This is a genomic window from Acanthopleuribacter pedis (assembly GCF_017377855.1).
Taxonomy (GTDB): domain Bacteria; phylum Acidobacteriota; class Holophagae; order Acanthopleuribacterales; family Acanthopleuribacteraceae; genus Acanthopleuribacter; species Acanthopleuribacter pedis.
Genome location: NZ_JAFREP010000011.1, coordinates 77449 through 100855, shown reverse-complemented (window position 1 = coordinate 100855; position 23407 = coordinate 77449). Strand labels below are relative to the sequence as shown.

At 65.6% G+C, this 23407-nt stretch carries 3 protein-coding genes; all 3 read left to right on the top strand.

Annotated features, from left to right (window positions below; all coding sequences use genetic code 11):
• The first annotated feature begins 3 nt into the window (after positions 1–3).
• Genes J3U88_RS13185 through J3U88_RS13175 form a run of 3 tightly spaced genes read left to right on the top strand, consistent with a single transcriptional unit; the run spans position 4 to position 23089 of the window.
• Complete coding sequence (locus J3U88_RS13185; RefSeq protein WP_207859238.1) at positions 4–13488, top strand: non-ribosomal peptide synthetase; 13485 nt, start codon at positions 4–6, stop codon at positions 13486–13488.
• The gene (locus J3U88_RS13180) at positions 13485–18527 is read left to right on the top strand and encodes a non-ribosomal peptide synthetase (protein WP_207859237.1); all 5043 of its coding nucleotides are present in this window, start codon (positions 13485–13487) and stop codon (positions 18525–18527) included. The genes J3U88_RS13185 and J3U88_RS13180 overlap by 4 nt, the downstream gene beginning before the upstream one ends.
• Positions 18524–23089 carry a type I polyketide synthase gene (locus tag J3U88_RS13175; protein ID WP_207859236.1) on the top strand — a complete coding sequence of 1522 codons (4566 nt, stop codon included), beginning with the start codon at positions 18524–18526 and terminating at the stop codon, positions 23087–23089. The genes J3U88_RS13180 and J3U88_RS13175 overlap by 4 nt, the downstream gene beginning before the upstream one ends.
• Positions 23090–23407: the final 318 nt, after the last annotated feature.

Below are 23407 nucleotides of genomic sequence, written 5' to 3'. Positions count from 1 at the left end.
ACGATGACAACCACCACGCTTTCCAAAACCAACATTCACTCGATCTATAATCTGTCGCCGCTCCAAACCGGGCTGCTGTTCCACGCGATTGAAAGCGAGGCCGACAGCCCGTACCACGCCCAGCACACCTTTGCGGTGGAAGGCGCGCTTGAGCCGGCGTTGTTTGCGCAAGCGTGGCGCACCTGTTTGGCCCGTCATCCCATCCTGCGCTCCGCCTTTTTCTGGCAGCAGGTACGGCAACCCATCCAAATCGCCGCCAAGGAAGTCGACCTCCCCCTCCAGCACCACGACTGGCGGGATCGCTCATCGGCGCAACAGGAAGACGCGCTCGCCGCCTTACTGGCCGAGGACCGTGCCCAAGGGTTTAACCTCAACCAGCCGCCACTGCTGCGCCTGCACCTGATCCAACGGGGCGCCGCAACCTTCTGGTTCATCCTCAGCAGCCACCACCTGATCCTCGACGGCTGGAGCATGGCCTTGGTCCTGGGTGAAATCGTGCAGATGTTGCTCGCCGACGCTTCAACGCCGCCCCTGAACCAACCCCGCCCCTTCGAGCAATACATCGCGTGGCTCAAAACCCGTAACCCCGTCCAAAAAGAAGCCTTTTGGCGCAAGCAGCTAGCCGGCTTCAGCGCGCCGACCTCGTTCGGCATTCCCGGCGAACCGTTCGGCATTCCCGGCGAACCGTTCGGCATTCCCGGCGAACCGTTCGGCTATACCGGCAAAACCCCGCCCTACCGCGAACGGCTCGAATCCCTCGGCCCGGCGCTTTCGGCACGGCTCGAAGCATGGTGTCGTCGCCACGGCCTCACCACCGCGACCTTGGTCAACGGCGCCTGGGCGCTGCTGCTAAGCCGCTTCAACGGTCAGGACGACGTGGTTTACGGCACCACCGTGGCGGGCCGTCCACCCGAACTGGACGGCAGCGACGAAATGGTCGGCATGTTCATCAACACCTTGCCCAGCCGGGTGCGCCTGCCCGCCACGCAAAAGGTGACGGCCTGGTTGCGCGACCTGCAAAACCAACAGCACCAAATCCAGGACTACAGCGACACCCCGCTGGTCGACATTCAACGCTGGAGCGATCTGCCCGAAACCCAACGCAACGCGCTGTTTGACACCCTGGTCGTGTTCGAAAACTATCCGGTCGACGAGGAACTGCGCGCCAACCGCCGCCTGCGTTTTGAACCCCGCTACGCCTGCCTCGGCCACGAGGACGGCGCGGTCATCACCCACGGCCGCAACCATTACCCGCTGACCCTGATCGCCGTGCCGGACGGTGAATTGCGCCTCGGTCTGGCCTACGACCTACGATTTGTGGACCATGCCCAGGCCAAGCTGCTGTTGGCGCGCCTCAAAGAAACCCTGCTCCAGCTCTGTGAACACCCGGACAGCCAACTGGGCCGGCTCAGCCTGTTGCGTGCCGATGAACGGCAACAACACCTCGCCCACCAGGGCCGGGCCGCGGCCGCCGACGAAGATTTTGCGGCGCGGTTCCGCCGCATCGCCGCCGAAAATCCGGCCGCGACGGCCCTGGTTTACGAGGACCAACGGCTGAGCTATCGCGAACTCGACACCGCCGCCGAACAACTCGCGGGCCGGCTGTTTGCCGCCGGGGTACGGCCGGGCGGTCACGTTGCCTTGGTATTGGAACGAGAACCCCAATGGATCGTCGCCGTCTTGGCGATCCACAAAGCCGGCGCGTCCTTCGTTCCGCTCGACGCCGACTATCCCGCCGAACGCCTGCGTTTTATCCTCGCCGACAGCGCGGCCGGCTGGGTGCTCGGCCGCGGCGACGCCACATTTACACCGCCCGCCGGCTGCCGCACCCTCGACCTGGACCAACCCGGCGAAACGGCACCCGCGCCGGCCCCGGTTTCCCTGGGCCGCACCCAACCCGCTTACCTGATTTACACCTCCGGCACCAGCGGCACGCCCAAGGGGGTGGCCGTCAGCCACGGCGCGCTGCTCAGCTACGTGGACGCGCTGCAAATCCGTTTGGCGAGTGCGCCGGGCGAATCCCTGGCCGCCCTGGCCACGGTCGCCGCCGACCTGGGGTACACCGCGATCATGGTCGCCCTCGCCCACGGCCGCACCTTGCGCCTTCTGCCCCACGCCTTCAGCTTCGACGGCGACGCCCTCGCCGCGAGTCTGGCCGCGAACCCGGTTGACCATCTCAAAATCACCCCGTCCCACCTGCGCGGCCTGCTCAGCGTGGACCAACCGCAACGGGTCCTCCCGCGCAAAACGCTGATCCTGGGCGGCGAAGCCTGCGAGCAAAGCTTGGTTCAGCGTGCCTTGGCTTTGGTGCCGGGCTTGCGCGTGCTCAACCACTACGGTCCCACCGAGGCCACCGTCGGCGTGCTCACCGCCGACCTCGACGGGCGCACCGCGCCGATCCTCGGCGAACCGCTGGCCAACAGCGAGGTCACCGTGCTTGACCGTCGCGGCCTGCTGCAACCCCCCGGTTTCCCCGGTGAAATCATGCTTGCCGGCCACGGGCTCGCCAACGGCTACCACGGCAACCCGCGCCTGACCGCCGAACGTTTCCGGCCCAATCCCTTCAGCCGCATCGCCGGGGCCAGGCTGTACCACAGCGGCGACCGCGGCGTGGTGTTAGCGGAAGGGGGAATCCAGTTCTTGGGTCGCATCGACCAACAGGTTAAGATTCGCGGGTTCCGGGTTGAACCCGCCGAAATCGCGGCCCGTCTGAAAACCCTGGACGGTGTCGACGACGCCGTTGTCATCGCCCGCGAGGGTCGCTTGCTCGCCTACCTGATTGGCAACGTTGCAGCGAAAGAAACGGCCGCCGTCCAACTGGCCCGACACCTGCCCGACTACATGATTCCCGCCGCTTTCATCCACCTCAATCAGTTGCCCCTCACCGTCAACGGCAAGCTGGATACACGTGCGTTGCCCGAGCCGGATCAGGTCGAAAACGACGCGACCGGTGTGGCCGAACCACGCGACGCCGTCGAAGCCCTGCTGGCCGAGGTGTGGCGTGACCTTTTGCAGCAACCCAAGCTGGGCATGGACACCAACCTCTACAGCGCGGGCGCCGATTCGATCCTGGTCCTGCAAGCCGTGGCCGCCCTGCGCCGCCGCGGCGTGAAGGTCGCCCCGCGCCAAGTGTTTCAGCACCCGACCATCGCCGAGCTCGGCGCCGTGTTGGAAACACCGACCCGCCAGGTGGAAAAACAGTTGCTGGAACTGTGGCGGGAGCTGCTGGGCAACGATCGCTTGGACCGCCACGCCGATTTCTACGCGGCGGGCGGCGATTCCATCAAAGCGCTGCAAATGACCGCCGCCGCGCGGCGTCTCGGCCTGCCGCTCAACCCGCGACTGCTGTTCCAAAACCCAAACCCGGCCCTGCTCGCGCAAGCCTTGGGCGCCCAAAACGAACCGGCCGCGCAAAAACCCGCCGGCCCGGCGCCGTTCAGTCTGGCCAAGCTGCCCGCGGAGCGCTTGGCCGCCCTGCGCGCCAACCCGAACGTGGTCGACGTTTACCCGGTCGCCCCCATCCAACACGGCATGTTGCTGGACTGCCTGCTCGACGAAAGCGCGCGTCCCTACTTCAACCAGGTGGTGCTGGATGTCGCCGTCGCCCTCGACCACGCGGCCATGGCCCGCGCCTGTGATTACCTGGTCCAGCGCCACGACATCCTGCGCACCGGTTTCGTGTGGGAGAACCTGGACGTCCCCCACCAAGTGGTGTTCGCCAAAGTGGCCAACCCGTTCCAAAGCCACACGGGCCCCGACGCAACGGAGCAACACCTCAAGGCCTATTGCGCCGCCGACCTAAGCCGCGGCTTCGCCTTCCAGCAAGCGCCGCTGTGGCGCCTTGCCGCCTTCGCTTCAAGCGATAACCACACCCGTTTGGTATGGAGCCACCACCACCTGATTCTCGACGGCTGGAGCCTCCCGCAACTGTTGCAAGAGCTGTTGGAAATCTACGCCCTTTTCAAAGCGGGGCAGACACCCACCGCGGCCGACGCCCCGCGTTACGCCTGCTACCTGCAATGGCTCGGCGCGCGGGAGGCGACGGCGGAAACCACCTTCTGGCGCGAACAACTGGCGGATTACCCGGGCGGCGCGCTGCTGCCGGGACAACCACGCAAAGACGCCGCCGACGCCGTGCTGCGGGTTGCCCTGGACCGCGACACCACCCACCGCCTCAACGTCTTGGCCCAAAGCGCCAAGGTCACCCTTAACACCCTGGTCCAAGCCGCCTGGGCGCTGACCCTCGCGCGCCGCAACGACCGCGACGACGTGGTCTTCGGCATCACCCACGCCGGCCGTAACCTGCCCGTCGACGACATCGACCGCATCCTCGGCGTGTTCATCAACACCGTTCCGCTGAGGCTGCAGATCCCCGACGAGCTCAGCGTGCGCGACTGGCTGACCGCGATCCAGCAACACAACCTGGCGATGGACACCTTCGTCCACACCCGCCTCAGCACCATCATACAACGCGCGGAACAACCCGCCGAATCGCCCTTGTTCGAAAGCATCGTTTCCTTCAAAAACCTGCCTGCCCAGGATGAAACCCAAGGTCTCAGCGACCAACTGGGACTCCGCTTGGAAGAACGCCACCTGGGCCACAACAACCTGCCGCTGAGCTTGATGTTCGAACCCGACGAAAGCCTGGGCATCGAGGCCTATTACCAAGCTTCGCGTTTCACCGCCGCCGACATCGACGCGCTGTTGGCGAGCTTCCAAACACTGTGCCGCCGTTTTGTCGCCAACCCACGCGCACGGGTGGCCGACCTGCACGTCCTCGACGATTCAGCCTGGACCCAAATCCAAGGCTGGAGCCGCGGCCCCGAACCCGGCCCGGCCGCCACCGTACCCGCCTTGTTCCACGGCAACGCGGCCCGCCGCGGCACGGCCCGCGCGCTGGTCGAAGGCACGCGCACCTGGACCTACGCCGCCGCCGCGCGCCTGGTCCGCCACCGCGCCCGCCAACTCCGTCGCGACGGCCTGTCGCCCGGTGACCGCGTCGGCCTGTACCAGGACCGCACCGCCGACATGGTGATCAACCTCCTCGCGGTGATGGATTGCGGCGCGGCCGTGGTGCCACTCGATCCCCGCCTACCCGCCGCGCGCTGTCGTTTAATGCTGGAAGACGCCGAACCCAAGCTGGTGATCGGCAGTGGTCCCCATCCCGATTGGATGCCCGAAGCGCTGACGTGGCTGACCTTTGACGCCTTGCCGGCCGACGTCGAGGACGACGTCGAGGACGACGCCGGGGACGGCGGCGAACACCCCATCATCCCCAGCCCAACCGACACGGCGTACATCATTTACACCTCGGGTTCGACCGGCAAACCCAAGGGCGTGGCCGTCAGCCACGCGGCCATCGCCAACTACAGCCTCGCCGTCAATGAAGCCCTCGCCCTGCCCGCGGACGCCGAGCTGACCACGCCGGCCACGGTCGCCGCCGACCTGGGCCACACCGCCCTCTACGGCGCCTTGCTGACCGGTCGTTGTTTGCGGCTGCTCCCGGTTGAGGCGGCCTTCGATGCAAACCTGTTCGCGGCAACCCTGGCCGAACACCCCACGGACGCCCTCAAAATCGTGCCTTCCCACCTGGAGGCCCTGCTCGCGGCGGAACAGCCACAACGCCTGCTCCCGCGGCACACCTTGATTTCCGGCGGCGAAGCCCTGACCGCGCCCCTCATTGAAAAGCTGCGCGCCTTGGCACCCAACCTGCGCATCGTCAACCATTACGGACCCAGCGAAGCCACCGTCGGCGTGCTCACCCATCGCGGCGGCAGCGAGGATAGGGTGGTCCCGGTCGGCCTGCCGCTGCGCGGTTGCGAGGCCTGGGTACTGGACAGCGCGGGTCGTCCCCTGCCAATCGGGGTGCCCGGCGAACTCTACCTGGGCGGGCGCTGCTTGGCAGACGGTTATTGGCGCAATGAAGCCCAAACCCGGGCCGTTTTTGTCGCCCATCCCTTCAACGCCGGCGCGCGCCTCTACCGCAGCGGCGACCGCGTGGTCCGTCGTGAGGACGGCGCGCTGGTGTTCCTCGGTCGCGTCGACGACCAGGTCAAAATCCGCGGCTACCGCGTCGAACCCGGCGAATGCGCGGCCTGGCTGCGTGCCCAGGACGAGGTCCTCGACGCGGCGGTGAAGGTTTGGTCCGATGAACGGGGTAACCGCCTCGCCGGTTACTGGGTACCGGCGCAACAGACCGACGCCGACCGCCTCCTGGAAAAGATGAAAGCGGCCTTACCCGACTACCTGGTCCCCGCCGATCTGATGCAACTGGCGACGCTGCCGCTCAACCTCAACGGCAAGGTCGACCGCGGCCAACTCCCCGACCCGCGCGCGCGAAACACCGAAAAAACCGCGATCACCGCGCCGCAAACCCCGCTGGAAACCATCCTGCACGCGATTTGGTGCGCGCTGTTCCGCAAGGACGCGCTCGACATTCACGCCAACTTCTTCGAGCTGGGCGGCGACTCGATCCTCAACCTGCAAGTCACCGCCAAGGCCCGCGCTGAAGGGGTGCTGTTCAAACCGCGCGACCTGTTCGCCAACCCGACCATCGCCTCGCTGGCCGCCGTCGCCAAACGCAAGAACAGCCAAGCCGCGGCGACACCCGTCGCATCAGCGCCGGCGGCACTCACGCCGATCCAACAGTGGTTCTTCGACGGCAAGCCGGCCAACGTCCATCACCACAACCAATCGCTGCTGCTACGCCTGGTGAAACCGCTCGAAACCGCCACGCTCGCATACGCGATCCAGGTGCTGTTGCATCGCCACGAGGCCTTGCGCACGCGGTTTGAGGGCGCCGCGTTCAAACCGCGCGCGTTACCCGTCGACGAGATCGTCGGTGTTTTCTCCGAGCACAGCGACGACATCAGCTTAAAAGATTGGGATCGCGCCGTTCAAAGCAGCCTCAACATCAAACAAGGCCCGCTTTGGCGGGTCGCCCTCCGACGCGGTGCCGCGGGCGACCACCTGCTCTTGGTTTGCCACCACCTGGTCATCGACGGCGTTTCCTGGCGTTTGCTCCTGCATGATTTGGTCGCGGCCCTGCAAAACCCGACCGCCCCGCTGCCCCCGCTGACGGCTTCGCCGCAAGCACGCTGGGTCGCCGCCGCCCGTCGCTGGGTCGGCACGGAAAAAGCGCGCGACACGGCGGCACGCTGGCGCGCTCAGCTTCCCACCGAAGCGCCCTCCTTCCCGAATCCGCCGACAAGCAACCGGATCGGCGACAGCGCGCGGGTACAACGCCGCCTGACCGCCGCGCAAACCCAGCAGTTGCTGCACCAAAGCGGCGCCGCGTACAACACCAACATCCAAGAGCTGTTGGTCGCGGCCATGGTCACCGCCTTGCGGGAATGGCTGCCGGGCGAGCAGGTCCACCTGGACATGGAAGGCCACGGCCGCGAGGTTTTCGGCTTGGACGTGGATGTGAGTGATTGCCTCGGGTGGTTTACCGCGCGTTACCCCGTCGCCTTCCCCAGCGCGACCCCTGACCCGGTGCAACGGGTGTACCAGGTTAAGGAAACCTTGCGCGGGCTACCCGCGCCGGCGACCTTCGGCGTGCTGAAAACCTTTGGCGACGGTTCCTTGAAGGGTCCCGCCCCCCGCGTCAGTTTCAACTACCTCGGCCAAGTCGACGCGGGCACGGCCCACGGCGACCTTGCCGAACCCGTTACCGGATTTGAGGCGGCCGATCAAGATCCAAACAACCCGCGCCGCCACCAGCTCAACCTGATCGCGGACATCCACGGCGACGTGCTTCACCTCAACTTCTCGGCCAACCGCTTGCAACGGGACGCGGCAACGCTGGGCCGCCTCGCGGACAGCACCCACGACGCCTTGCTGCACCTGATCGCGCTCACCCAACGCGAGGATCTGGGTGGCCGTCAACCCTGCGATTTCCCCTTGGTTGATTTGGACCAAACCGCGTTGGACCGCTTGTTGCCCGCGCCTTTGTGGCGTCGCGTCGCCGATCTCTACCCGACCACGCCGATGCAAGCCGGTTTGTTGTTCCACGCCGTCAGCGATCCCGACAACGACGCCTACCTCAACCAGTTCAGTTGCCGCCTGCACGGCCCCTTGGACGAGGCTGTTTTTGAGCAGGCCTGGCAAGCGGCGATCCAACGCCACGCGGTGCTGCGCACCGGTTTTGTGTGGCCGCAAGACGCCGCGCCCCTGCAGGTTGTGTTCCGCGACGCACCTTGCCCGCTGCACCGCGCCGACCTGCGCGACTTAAACGCCGCGGCCCAAAACCAAGTGGTCGCCGACTACCTGCAAGAAGATCGCGCGCGCGGTTTCGATTGGCAGCAAGCCCCACTGATGCGCCTCGCGCTGTTCCGCCACGGCGAGGACGAACGGAGTTTGGTGTGGACGCGCCACCACGTGCTGATGGACGGCTGGTGTTCCGCGTTGCTGATCGACGAGGTCCTGGAAAGCTACACCGCGCTGTGCCAGGGTCGCGCCCCGCAACGGGCCGCCGTCAAACCTTACCGCGATTACATTGCGTGGTTGCAGGGCAGGGACACGGCCGAGGCCGAGGCTTACTGGCGCAAGCGTTTGGCCGGCTTTACCGAAACCACGTCGCTGCCGCGTCGCCGCGGCGGCCACCAGGGTGCGGCCTACGGCGAGCGGGAACTGCGCTTCACCAGCGGTGAAACCCAACAACTGCAAACCTTCGCCGCCGCAACCGGGGTCACGCTCAACACCTTGTTCCAAGCCGCCTGGGCCTTGCTGCTCGGCCGCTGGTGTGACCGCGACGCGGTGCTGTTCGGCATCACCGCCGCCGGTCGTCCCCCCGAGGTCGAAGGTGTCAACGACATGCTCGGCCTGTTCATCAACAGCTTGCCGTTGCGCCTGAGCGCGCCCCAATCGGGGTCGGTGGCGGCATGGCTAAACGAGGTCCAGCAACACAGCGCCGCGGACCGCCGCTTTGAACAGCTCGCCTTGACCCGCATCCACGCGCAAAGTGAATTACCCGGCGACGCGGCCCTGTTCGACAGCCTGCTGGTCTTTGAAAACTACCCCGGTCAGGACACGGTTTTGCCCAACGGCTTGCGTTTTGAAACCCAAACCAATGTCGACCGCACCCACTATCCGCTGACCCTGATCGTGCAGCCGGACGCGGAACTGCGTGTCCAGTTCAGCTACCGTCGCGAGGCTTTTGACGCGCCTTTCATGGAACGGGTTGCGGCGCGCTTTCAAATGATTTTGCAAGCACTTACCCAAGCCGACGACCTCGGCGAGGTCACCTGGTTCGACCCCGCCGAATTGGAAACGGCGCAAACGCCTGAAGCCGACTTCCAGCCGGTCCAACGTTGGTTCGAAAGCCAGGTGGCGGCGAAGGGCGAGCAGACGGCGGTCATCGCGGGGGCGCAACGGCTGGACTACGCCGGCTTAAACCGCGCGGCCGAAAGCTGGGCGCAAGTGCTGCTGCAACGGGGTGCGCGACCCGGCCAACGGGTCGCCGTCGCGCTGGAGCGCGGCCCGCGCATGATGGTGGCGGTGTTGGCGGTGCTCAAAAGCGGGGCCGCTTACGTGCCGCTCGATACCCATCTGCCGCCACAACGTCGCCAGGCTTTGTTGGAACAGGCGCAACCGCTTGCCGTGCTCACCGAACAGGCCGTCTTGGCGCGCACCGGTGATCTGTCGCCGCACCAAATCCTGATGGACGAAGCACCTGAGGCACCGGCCGAGCGCTTGACCGCGCTTGAACCCGCTGCCGAGGATGCGGCCTACCTGATTTACACCTCCGGTTCGACCGGTCAACCCAAGGGCGTGCTGATGAACCACGGTGCGTTGAACAACCTGATCGCCTGGCACGCGGCGCGGGATCTGCCGGGTTCGATAACGGCCTTCTTCGCGGCGTTCAACTTCGACGTCTCCTTCCAGGAAATGTTGAGCACCTGGGCCGGTGGCGGAACCCTGGTGGTCGTCGACGCGGCGACCCGCGCCGACAGCCACGCATTCATCGATTTGCTGGCCGCGCACCGGGTCACCCGTTGCTTCCTGCCGGTGATCGCCTTCCACCACTTGACCGCGGCCTTGGCCGAACGCGGGCAACACTTGCCCGCGCTGAAACAGATCATCACCGCCGGCGAAGCACTGCGCCTGCCCGACAAGGTTCGTCGCGCCGTTCACGCGCACTTGCCGGGCTTGACCCTGAGCAACCACTACGGACCCAGTGAAACCCACGTGGTGACCAGCCTCGACTTGGAAGGCGACGCGCTGACGTGGCCCGCGCTGCCCGCGATTGGTCGCGCCATCACCGGGGTGACCGCCCAGGTTTGCGACCGTCGCGGCGTCCCCCTGCCCAGCGAGGTGCCGGGTGAATTGTGGCTGGGCGGCGCCGCTGTCGGCCTGGGTTACTGGAACGACGCCGAACAAACCGCCGCCCGTTTCGTGGCAGGCGAGGCGGGCCGCCGTTACCGCGGCGGCGACCGCGTCGTGCGTGACCGCGACGGCCTGCTGCACTTCCTCGAACGGATCGACCGCCAGGTGAAAATCCGCGGCTACCGCATTGAGCCGGCCGAGATCGAACAGGCGCTGGGGCAACATCCCGACGTCGACGCCGCCGCCGTGGTGGTCCGCGCCCATGCCGGCACCCAATCGCTCGAAGCCTTTGTCGCAACAACCCGCGTTTCCCCCGAGGCGCTGCGCGACCATTTGCGCACCACCCTGCCGGATTACATGGTGCCCGCGCGGCTCACCGTCCTTGAGGCTTTACCACTGACCACCAGTGGGAAACTGGACCGCCGCGCCTTGCCCGCGGCAGGCGAAAACGATCATGAAGCGCCGCAAAGCGTTTGGGAGACCCGTTTGTGTGCGCTGTTCCAAAACCTATTGGAACGCGAGCAGGTCGGCCCCAACGACAACTTCTTCGAATGCGGCGGGCACTCCCTGCTCGCGGCGCGTTTGATCGCGCGGCTGCGCGAGGAAAGCGGTGCCGCGCTGAAGATTCGCGACCTGTTCGAACGGCCGACCCCGCGTTTGCTCGCGGCGTTGTGCGAGACCCCGGCCGACGCGGCCCGCCTGCCGGAACCCAGCGTTGTCGACCGCGACGCGCCCTTACCGCTTTCCTTCGGGCAGCAACGCCTGTGGTTCCTCGACCAACTGGAAGGCCCGCAAGCGGCTTACAACATCTGTTTGGCGCTCGACCTCAAAGGCGCCTTGCGTCCAGAGGACGTCGAAGCCGCCTTACGTCTGGTGCTCCGCAACCACGAAGCCCTGCGCACCCGCTTCGAAAGTCGCGGCGGCAGCGGCCGCCAGGTGGTTGAAGCCGAGCCGATGCTGCACCTGGCCGTCTCGGACGCGCCGGACGAAGCGGCTGTTACCCGCGCCTTGCAAGCCGAAAAGAACCAGGTCTTTGATCTCGAACGGGCGCCGTTGCTGCGCACTCGCCTGTTGCGCCGCGGTCCCGACCACCACGTGCTGGTGCTTACCTGCCACCACATTGTTTTCGACGGCTGGTCGGTCGGCATTTTGGCGCGTGATTGGGCGGCGGCCTACCGCGCCGTCCGCGCGGGCGACGCACTCGCCCCGTCCACCGCGCTGCACTATGCCGACTTCGCGGCCTGGCAACAACGGCTGCTCAGCGGTGCCGAGCTCACCCAACGCCGCCTGTTCTGGCAACGCAAACTCACCGGCTTGGCGGCCGAACTTCCACTCCGCGCCGATTTCGAGACCGTCGACCCGGCCGACACCCGCGGCGCGGCCTGCCGCCACATCCTACCCGCCGAAACCGGCGCGGCGCTCCACGCCTTGTGCCGCGCGCACCAGGTCACCCCATTCACGGCCCTGTTGGGCTTGTTCCGGGTGTGGCTGGCCAACCATTGCGGCGTTTCCGATTTCGCAATCGGCGCCCCCGACGCGGGCCGCCACCACCCCGCCTTTGAAAACACGATCGGCTTTTTTGTGGACCAAATGGTGTTGCGTGCGATGGTCCAAGCGGACCAAAACGTGGTCGACCTGGTCCGCAACGAACGCGACGGCTTCCTGGCCGCCCAAAACCAAAACCTACCTTTTCCGATGTTGGTGGAACTCTCGGGCCATCCCCGTGTCACCGGGCGCAACCCCTTGACCCAGGTCCAATTCAACATGCACCACGCATCGGTCGGCGCGCTCGACTTACCCGGCCTCACCGCGACCCCGCGCGAGGTCGACACGGTCCACGCCCGTTTCCCGCTGGCCCTACACGCCGCCGACGAAGGCGACCGCCTCGAACTCAGCCTGGTCTACCGCGCGGCCTGGTTCCGTCCCGCAACGGTCGAAGCCTGGCTGACGGAAATCGCGGCCTTGATCACCCACGCCTTGGCGGAACCCACGACCCAGGTGGCGGCGCTGTGGCAACCGTTGCAAGAACAACGACAAGCCAAGCAGGCCCGCGCCGAGGACCACAAAGCGGCCTCGCTGCGCAACCTACGCGGACGCCGCACACCCCGCGGCGGCGAACGCCAAAACGCCGCGCCTCGCGGTCGCCGCCGCGCGGTGCGGGTCAGCGGTGACCAGCTCGTCGGCGAACAACCCCTGTTTCCCCAGGACGGCTTCGGCTTGATCCTGACCCCCAACCACCAACCCTTCGACGGCCGCGGTTGGATTGAAGCACAGCGCGACAGCCTGCACGCCAAGCTGCAACAGCACGGCGCCTTGCTGCTGCGCGGCTTCAACATCGCGGGCGAGGCCGACCTGGAACAACTGATTCAACACTGGTGCCCGTCCGGCCCGGCCGACTACGCCTTCGGCTCCACCCCGCGCAGCCAACTGCACGGCCGCATCTACACCTCGACCGACTATCCCGCCGATCAAATGATCCCGCTTCACGGCGAAAACGCCTACACCAACCGCTGGCCGATGAAGGTCTTTTTCCACTGCATCACCGCGGCGGAACAAGGCGGCGAAACCCCGATTGCCGACATGCGCGCGGTCTACCACCAACTCGATCCGGTGGTGCGCGAACGCTTCGCGGCGAAGAAGCTGCTGTACGTGCGCAACTTCAGCGCCCTGGCGGTTTCGTGGCAAGACGCTTTCCAAACAAAAGACCGCGACGCGGTGGCCGCCTACTGCCGCGCCAACGGCATTGATTTCACCTGGCTCGACGCTTCCCGTCTGCAAACCCGCCAGATCCTCGCCGCGGTGCAACGCCACCCGCAAACCGGCGAACCGCTGTGGTTCAACCAAGCCCACTTGTTCCACCACTCGGCTTTGCCGGAACAGGTCCAGCGCGACCTGTTGGCGGAAATGACCCCACGCGAATTCCCGCGCAACGTGTTTTACGGCGACGGTTCCGCCATCGAAGCCGAGGCGCTGACCGCGATCCGCGCCACCCTCGACGCCCACACCCGCGCCTTCCCGTGGCAGCCGGGCGATGTGCTGGTGCTCGACAACATGCGTTGCGCCCACGGCCGCAACCCTTTTCAAGGTGACCGCAAAATTGTGGTCGGCATGGCCGAGGCGATCAGCGCCGAACAATGCGAACAGGAAAACCCCTCACCATGAACACCGACCAAATCCAAGGATACGAACTCTCGCCCCGGCAACGGGACCGACACCGAGCCGCCGGTGCGCACCCGGCCTGCCGCGACCTGCAGGTCGCGTTGCGGTTCGTCGGCGATGTGGACCGCGACGCTTTGTGCGCGGCCCTGGAAGACCTTGTCGCCGAACACGAAATCTTGCGTACCCGCTTCGAAAAAGTTCCCGGCATGGCGCTGCCGCTCCAGGTGATCGACGATGCAGATACGCTGGTTTCGGTAGGAAACCTCGCGTGTTCCGAGCACGACCTCGGCGCGTGCTTTGACACTTGGCGCACCTCGTCCGACGACGGCGAAATAAAGGTCACCTTTACCCTGGTTGACCTGGTCGAGGGCGGGTTTGTTGTGCTGATGCGGCTGCCGTTTTTGGTGGCCGACCGCGCCACGGTCGCCAATATCGCGCTTTACCTGCGTGACCATCTCGGCGAGAACTTGCCGGAGGCGGCCCCGCTCCAGTACGTCGACTTGGCCGACTGGCTGGCCGAGATGTTGGTCTCGCCCGAAAACGCGGCGGCCCAACACCATTGGCGCGGGCTTCGCGAGCAGCCGGCCGAGACGGCGCGGTTGCCCTGGCGGCGTGGGTTGGCGGCGTCGCAAGGCTTCGAGCCGGCCCGATGCGAGCTAACCCTCGACGCGGCCGTGCAAGGTTGGCTGGAAAACCAAAGCAACCCGGAACAAACCCTTTTGGCGGCCTGGTCGGTGCTGTTGTGGCGCCACGGCGGCAACACGCGGCAACGGATGCTGTGGACCTTTGACGGGCGCAAGTTCGACGAATTACGGGACGCGCTTGGCCCGTTGGAACAGCTGTTGCCGCTTGATCTCGAACCGCTCGCGCACCAAAGCTTCAACAACTGGGTCGGTCAGGTTGGCTTGGTGACGAAACACGCGGCGTTATGCTCGGAAAGCTACGGCTACGATGCCGCCGACCAAGGAAGTGAGGCGGTTGTGTTTCGTTATGAACCGAACCGCGACCACGACAGCGGCCCGATCCGCGTGTCCCTGCTCGCGGTTCAAGGCGATGCACAACCCTATAGTTTGCAGTGCGTCGCAACAGAAACGACACAGGGCTTCAAACTGCAACTGGCTTTCGACCGCAACCAAAACCACGCGGACGACGTGGCTTGGCTCGGCTTGCGCTTTGGCGAACTGTTGCAACAGTTGGCCGCCGGCGACGAGCAGCCGCTCGCGGCGCTGCGCCGGCTGCCCGTTAACGAGGTGCCGGCACGCCCAGCCATGCCAGGCGACCACGATCTCTTCGCGGTTTTCGCCGCCCAAGCACGCGCTTTTCCCAACCGCACCGTGCTCCTTTGGCAGGACGAAACGCTGTGCTACGGCGACCTGCACCGCGCCGCCGGTCAACTCGCGGCGCACCTGCGCGCCGGCCACGGCATCGGTCCCGAGCAATGCGTCGCCTTGTGCCTGGAACGTTCGCCGCGCATGGTGATCGCGGTGCTGGCCGTCCACCAATGCGGCGCGGCGTTTTTGCCGCTGGATCCCGATCACCCACCACAACGCCTGGCCGAAGTGGCGGCTCAAGCAGGCGCCAACCTCTGTCTGACCCATGCGCCGACCCGCGACCGCTGCAAGGCGCTCGACGTCCCACTGCTTGACCTCGACCACCTCGAACCCAGCGAGGCACCGACGTGGTCCCGCGCGATCCAGGGCGACAACCTGGCTTATGTGATCGCCACCTCCGGCAGCAGCGGCACGCCCAAATTGGTCGGCAACAGCTTCGCGGGACTGGCCAACCGCATCCACTGGATGCAGCACCACTACGGTCTGGACGCCGACGCGGTGGTCCTGCAAAAAACCCCGCTGAGTTTCGATGTCGCGTTGTGGGAACTGTTTTGGCCGCTGTGTCACGGCGCCGGCCTCGCGCTCGCGCCCCACGACGGGCACCGCGATCCCGCCGTGCTGGCCGACTGCATCCGCCGTCACCAGGTCAACGTCCTGCACTTCGTGCCCTCGATGCTGAGCGCCTTCCTGCAGGAGGATCGCGGGCCGCTGCCCAGCCTGGATTTGGTCGTCGCGGGCGGCGAGGCGGTCACCCCCGCCATGCGTGACCGCTTTTACGCGGCCTATCCCCAGGCCCGCCTAGAACAGAGTTACGGCCCAACCGAGGCGAGCATCGCGGTGTGCGCCCACCGGGTCGCCGCCGACTCTGGCGAAACCCCGATCCCCATCGGCCAAAACATTCCCGGCAGCGCGGCCCACGTGCTCGACGCCGATCTGAACCCGGTCCCGGACGGAACCATCGGCGACCTGTACCTGGCCGGCCTCTGTCTGGCGCGCGGTTACCTCGGCCGCGGCGATCTCACGGCCGCCGCTTACCTGCCCAGCCCGTTCAGCAGCCGGGGAGAGCGCATGTACCGCACCGGCGACCGCGCCCTGCGCCGCGCGGACGGCAAGCTGGTTTTCGCGGGCCGCAACGATCACCAAATCAAACTGCGCGGGTACCGCATGGAGCTGGGCGAAATCGAACAAACCCTGCTCACCCATGCAGGCGCCGCCGCCGCGGTGGTGGATGTGTGGCGTCACGAACAGGGCGAAGCGCTCACCGCCTGGTTCGTCCCCGCGCCCGGCGCGGCCGACACGGGCGAAGCATCCTTGCGCGACACCTTGGTACAACGGCTGCCCCACTACATGGTGCCGACCCATTTCGTCCGCCTGGACCAACTGCCCACAACGGCCAATGGCAAAACGGATCGCCGCGCCTTGCCCGCGCCGTCCCTCGCGGGCGGTGACATCGAGCAGGCGCGCAACCCGCGCGAGGAAACCCTGTGCGCCATTTGGCGCGAACTGCTGCCGCGCTTCGACGGCCACATTCACCGCAACTTCTTCGACTGCGGCGGGCATTCGCTGACGGCAACGCGGGTCATCGCCCAGGCGCGCGAGCACTTCGCGGTGGCGCTGTCGGTGCGGCACATGTTCGAGGCACCAACCGTCGCCCGCCTCGCCGAGCTGGTAGCCGAGCTTCAGCAATCCGGGCAAACCCTGCTCCCACCGCTGAACCCGGCGCCGACCGAAGTACCGCTCCCGCTTTCCTTCGCGCAACAACGGCTGTGGTTCCTGCAAGCCTGTCATCCCGGGAGCAGCGCCTACAACATCCCGGCAGCCTTGCGCCTGCGCGGGAAGCTCAACCAGGCCGCGCTCCGCGACGCGCTGGCAACGCTGATCGCGCGCCATCCGATCCTGCGCACGCGTTTCGTCGGCGACGAACAGGCCACCCAACAAATCATCGACCCGGTTCAACCCTTTGCGCTGCCGCTGGAAGATTTAAGCGCCGAGGATCGCGAAACGAGGGAACAACGCTGTCAGGCCCTGGTCGAACGGGAAACAACACACGCCTTCGACCTCGCTGGGGAGCAACAGCTGCGCGCGCTGCTGATCCGCAACAGCGCGGACGACCACGTGCTGGTGGTCACCCTGCACCACATCGCCTGCGACGGTTGGTCGAGCAGCCTGCTGATCCGCGAACTCAGCGACGGCTACCGCCGTTGCCTCGAACCCAACCCCGTTCATCCCGCGCCGGCCAAGCTGCACTATGCCGATTTCGCCTGGTGGCAACGGAGCGAGGCGGGCACGGCCCACCTTGACCGGCAGCGCGACTATTGGCACCAACAACTGGCGGACCTGGGCGAACCCCTCCGCCTCCCCGGCGATTTCTCGCGACCCAAGGCGTTCACCGACGCGGGTCACATCCTGCGTTTCAGCCTGCCCGCTCCTCTGGTCCAGGCCCTGCGCAGCTTGGCCCGCAACCACGACGCCACCTTGTTTATGGTGCTGCTCGGCGCCTTCAAGTGGTGGTTGCACCAACTCAGCGGCGCGGTGGATCTGTGCGTGGGCACGCCCAGCGCGGGCCGTAACCGCGCCGAGCTGGAAACCATGATCGGCATGTTTGTGAACACCCTGGTGTTGCGCGGCAAGGTCGACATGGCGGAATCTTTCCCGGCCTGGTTGGCTCGGGTCAAAAACACCACCCTCGACGGATTCGCCAACCAGGACGTGCCCTTTGAGGCCTTGGTCGACCGTTATCAGCCGGAACGCCGCCTCGACACCACGCCGCTCTTCCAGGTGATGTTCGTGTTGCAAAACACGCCGGACGGCACGCTCGCCTTACCCGGCCTAAGCTGGGAAAGCATGGACGTGCCCCGCGACGCGGCCCGTTTCGACCTCACCCTTTCGGTCAACGAACAGCCGGACGGGGTGACGGCCTCGCTAGAGTACCGCACCGATCTGTGGACGGCGGCGACCATGACGCGCTGGTGGCAACACTACCTGAAGCTGCTCGACGATCTGGTGCAATCCCCGCAACGCCCCTTGTCGCAACGGCCCTTGCCTTACGCGGCGGGCGTGATCCCCCTCGCCCCGGCGAGGGTAGCGCCCCTCGCCGTACGCGGTTACGGGTTGGATCCAGACCGGTTGGCACGCGATCTCGCCGTGTACTGTCGCGCCGAATCGGCCCAACTGCAAACCACGGTCAACGGCCGCGGCGAACCGCAACTGGTCGCCTACCTGGTCCATCCCGATCCCAACCTGGACCTGGACGCGGTCAAACGCAAATGGAACCAGTCGCTGCCGTTGGCGATTCAATGGAACAACCTCGTCGCCGTTGACGCCTTGCCGAACGACGACGAAGCGCCGCCCCTGAGCGGCGACTACGCCGAACCGGTGACCCACCTCGAAATGGACGTCACCGAAGTCTGGCAAGACGTGCTGGCGGTGGAACCGATCGGCCTGCACGACGATTTCGGAGAACTGGGCGGCCACCCGGACCTAGCGCGTTTGCTGGCGCGCCGTTTGGCCGAACGCTTTGCACGCCCAATCCCGGTTGAGACGGTTTTGGCGCACGCCACGGTCGCCCGCTTCAGCGCCTGGCTGCTAACCCAACAGACCGCCGGCGACACGGCCGCGCTGATCCAACTGCTCGACCAACTAGAACAAGACACAACACAACCAACCCAGGACTTTCCGGGGAACCATGCAACCCATGTGGAGGAAACATGACGCACGAACTTGAACACGAAGAACTTCCCGGCATCGCCATTGTAGGCATGGCCGGGCGGTTTCCCGGCGCCGACAATGTCACCCAGTTCTGGGACAACCTGGTCGACGGGGTCGAAGGTACGACCTTCTTCACCGACGAGGAACTGATCGGCCTGGGCATGGATCCACAAATCGTGGCCAACCCGAACTACGTGAAAGCGGGCGGCTGCTTGGACGACATCGACCTGTTCGACGCCTCCTTCTTCGGCTTTAACCCACGCGAGGCGGAAATCACCGATCCACAACAACGGCTGTTGTTGGAAACCGCCTACCAAGCGCTGCAGGACGCCGCTTACGATCCCGAACGCTTCGACGGCCGTATCGGCGTCTTTGCCGGGGTCGGGCTGCCCCAGTACTTTTTGGAGAACCTGATCAACCGCCCCGACGTGATGTTGCCCCTGGGTGGGCACCGCACCATGATCGCCAACGAAAAAGGGTTTGCCTCCACGCTGATCTCCTACAAGCTCAACCTGACCGGTCCCAGTGTCAACGTCGACACGGCCTGTTCCACCACCCTGGTCGCGGCCCACATGGCCTGCAAATCGTTGCTCAACTACGAGGCCGACATGGTGCTCACCGGCGGTTGTAAACTGCGCGTGCCGGAGAAGTCGGGCTACTGGTTCGAGGAAGGCGGGATTAGCTCCCCGGACGGTCGCTGTCGCGCCTTCGACGCCGACGCCAAGGGGACGATCTTCGGTACGGGCATGGGGATCGTGGTGTTGAAACGCCTGGACGACGCCCTCGCGGACGGCGATTCGATTTACGCGGTCATCAAAGGATCGGCGATTAACAACGACGGCGCCGGCAAAATCGGCTACACCGCACCCAGCGTGCCGGGTCAGAGCGAGGTCATCGCGGAGGCCCACGGCTACGCGGATGTAAGCGCCGACAGCATTGGTTACGTGGAAGCCCACGGTACCGGCACCCAGTTGGGCGATCCGATTGAGGTTGAGGCGCTGACCGAAGCCTTCCGCCTGAGCAGCGACCGCACCGGTTACTGTGCCCTGGGTTCGGTGAAAACCAACATCGGCCACCTGGACAACGCGGCCGGGGTGACGGGTTTGATGAAAGCGGCGCTGACGGTTCACCACAACCTGATGCCGGCCACCCTTCACTTCAAGGAAGCCAACCCGCAAATCAACTTTGCCGACAGCCCCTTTTTCGTGAACACGGAGAACCGCGCTTGGCCCGAAGCCTTGCACCCGCGCCGCGCGGGCGTTAGCAGCTTCGGCATCGGCGGGACCAACGCCCACATGGTGTTGGAGCAGGCACCGGAATCCACGTCCGCCACCGCGGCGGCGGGCCCGCAAATCTTCCCGGTTTCGGCCAAAACGGAAACGGCTTTAACAGAAAACAGCAAACGCCTGGCCGCCTGGCTTCAGGCCAACCCGGAGGCGGCCGAGGCGGATGTGGCGTGGACGCTGCAACAAGGGCGCACGGCCTTCGACCTGCGCCGCTTTGTGGTAACGGACGGGGCCGCCCCCGCCGCGGAACAGCTGCTGACGCAAAAACAAACCAACAGTGCCGAATACGGCGGCCAGGTCGCTTTTCTGTTCCCCGGTCAGGGCGCGCAACACGCGGGCATGACCGCGGATCTGTATCAAAACCAAGCCGTGTTCCGCGAGGAGCTGGACCGCTGCGCCGAACTGTTGACGCCCCACCTGGGCGAAGACATCCGCACCCTTCTGTTTCCGGCCGAATCGGAAGGCGAAGCGGCGGACCGTATCAACCAAACCGCCTACACCCAACCCGCCTTGTTCTGCGTGGGTTACGCTTTGGCCAAACAATGGGAACACTGCGGCGTAACCCCCGCCGCCATGATCGGCCACAGCATCGGCGAATACGTGGCCGCCTGTTTGGCCGGCGTGTTCAGCCTGGAAGACGCCTTGATGCTGGTGACAGAACGGGCCCGCCTGATGCAAAGCCAACCGGCGGGGCACATGATCGCGGTGCCGCTGGACGCTGCCGAGTTGCAACCGCTGCTGCCCGAGGGTTGCGCGATTGCGGCCGAAAACGCACCCAAGCTATGCGTGGCCTCCGGTGATTTCACCGCGATTGAAAAGCTGGAAGCCAACCTGAAGGCGGCAGGCCACGCGGCCCGCGCGCTGCACACCTCGCACGCCTTCCACTCGGCGATGATGGACCCAATCCTGGAAGCCTTCCGCGCGACCGTCGCCAAGGTGACTTTGTCGGCACCGCAACAAACCGTCATCAGCAACGTGAGCGGCGACGTGCTCACGGCGGAACAAGCCTGTGACCCCGATTATTGGGTGGACCACCTGCGCGGCACGGTGCGTTTCGCCGAGGGCCTGCGCTGCTTGGCGACCATGGGCGAACACCTCTTTTTGGAACTGGGTCCCGGCGGTTCATTGAGCACCTTAACCAAACGCACCTTGGGTCGCGGCACGGTGGCGGTGGCGAGCTGCCGCAAGCCCAACCAGACCGGCGACGACACCTTGTTCCTGCTCAACGCCTTGGGCACGCTCTGGTGTCACGGTGTCGACGTCAACTGGGAGGCTTTGCACGAGGGACCGCGCCGTCGCCTGCACTTGCCGACCTATGCCTTCGACCGTCAGCGTTATTGGATCGACGCCAAACCGCCTCAATCCAAGGAACACAAAACCAAGGCGACCGGCATCAAACGCGGCGGGCGCCAACCGCTCGAAAACTGGTTCTACGAACCGACTTGGCAGCGCCATGAACGTCGCCGTCGCGCGGCGACGGCGTTGTCCGCGGGAACGAATTGGTTGATTTTCGGCAACGGCGACGAGCTCGAAAGCGCGCTGTCGGCACAGTTGCGCGAGGCGGGCCAGACGGCGGTGGTGGTTCGCGCGGGCGAAGGTTACAACGGGGACGACGCGGCCCAAATCCAGGTGGTCCCCGGCAATGCCGAGCACTTGCAGCACCTGGTCGCGAACCTTGCTGAAAACAACCACTTACCCAACCATATCGTGCATCTTTGGAACCATGAGGACCAGGCCGATTTCGCGGCCACCAACCAACGAGGACTCAGCAGCCTGATCTACCTGGTGCAAGCACTGACCAAGCAGAGCTTGCCAGGGGTGGTGCGGCTGGGTGTGTACGGGCGCAAGCTGGTGGATGTGAGCGGGGATGAACCCGCCGATCCCAAAAAGGCGCCTTTGCTGGTGGCGGCGCGGGTCATTTCCCAGGAGCACAGCAACATCAGCGCGGCGGCGATTGACCTGGGCGCGGCGGACGCGGTTGCCGATCACGTGGCCAACATCATCCGCGAACAAAGCAGCGAAAAACGTTACCCAACCGTGGCCTACCGCAAACGCACGCGTTGGTTGCAGACCTTCACCCGCACCGAGTTACCTGAAGAAAACAAGGCCTCGCTGTTGGAAAAGGGTGATACCTACGTGATCACCGGCGGGTTTGGCGGCATCGGTTTGGTGACGGCGTTGCACCTCGCCAAAACCACCGCGGCCAACTTGGTGCTGTTGGGCCGCACCGCCTTGCCGGCGCGGGAAACCTGGGCCGAGGTCTTGGCCGACGAAAACGGAACCGCGGCGATCAAGCAACGCATCGAGGCGGTTCAGGCGATGGAAGCGGCGGGTGCCGCGGTGTTGCCCTTGTCGGCCGACGTCGCCGACGCCGGCCAAATGACGGCGGCCTTCGAGGCGGCGCGGGAACGGTTCGGCCGCATCGACGGCGTGTTCCACGGCGCGGGTTTGCTGGACAAACGCGCGTTCACCCTGGTGGCGGAAACCACGGCGGAAGGCAACGACGCCCACTTCCGCGCCAAGGTCGACGGCCTGCACGTGATCAACGATTTGGTGCAGGCGTTTCAGCCGCGCTTCTGCCTGCTGATGTCCTCGATTTCCACGATCCTCGGCGGCCTGGGTTACCTGGGTTATGCGGCGGGCAACAGCACCATGGACACCTTCGCGCAGAACCAAAGCAACGACCCAACGCTGTGGCTCAGCATTGATTGGGACGCTTGGTCCACCGACGCCCCCGCCGGCGAGAAAGCGGTGATCGACGCCGAGCAAGGCATGGCCGCGCTCGACCTGATCCTGCAAGCGGAAACCCCGCCACGCCTGGTGGTCTCCACCGCGGACCTGGACGAACGGGTCAGCGATTGGATTTTGCAGGAAGCGGCCGCGGGCAAAGCGGTGAAACAGGAAACCAAGGTCGAGGGTCATGCGCGCCCGGCGTTGGCCACGGATTACGCGGCCCCACGCGACGCCATCGAAGAAGGTTTGGCGGCGATTTGGCAGGAGCTCCTCGGCTACGACCGAATCGGTATCCACGATCACTTCGCGGATTTGGGTGGACACTCGCTGCTGGCGACTCAGCTCATTTCCCGCATCCGCGACCAGTTCCAGGTGGAGATGCCGCTGCACGAGCTGTTCAACACGCCGACCATCGCGGGTCAAGCGATGGTGATCCTGCAACGGGCCGCGGGCGAAGCGGGCGGCGACGAACTGGAGGCGATGCTGTCAGAGCTGGAAGGCATGGACGAGGCGGAACTCGCCGCCCTGCTCGAAGAAGAAAGCTAGAAAAGGGGCCGTCGCGCCGGTGCAAAACACATCGAAGCGACGGCGCCGGCCAAACCATCGTCAAAAGACCAAACGGCCATCGAAGCGAAGGCACCATCAACGTCGGAAAGCGGTGAGCCCAAGGGCACCTTGGGCGGAAGCGGGTGCGAACAACCATCCGCATCCCACCCCCGCCCTGAAAACCCCAACAATCACCACCCAAGCCCCGGCCAACGCACCGACACCAACAACCATCCTCAAACCATCCTGAGTAAAAAAACCGCCCCCAACCCAAAAGGCATCGACAAAAAGCCACACGCCCATCCAACCCCACCAACA

Coding starts and splice junctions, on each gene's coding strand:
- J3U88_RS13185 (WP_207859238.1), top strand. CDS start 4: ATGACAACCACCACGCTTTCCAAAACCAACATTCACTCGATCTATAAT.
- J3U88_RS13180 (WP_207859237.1), top strand. CDS start 13,485: ATGAACACCGACCAAATCCAAGGATACGAACTCTCGCCCCGGCAACGG.
- J3U88_RS13175 (WP_207859236.1), top strand. CDS start 18,524: ATGACGCACGAACTTGAACACGAAGAACTTCCCGGCATCGCCATTGTA.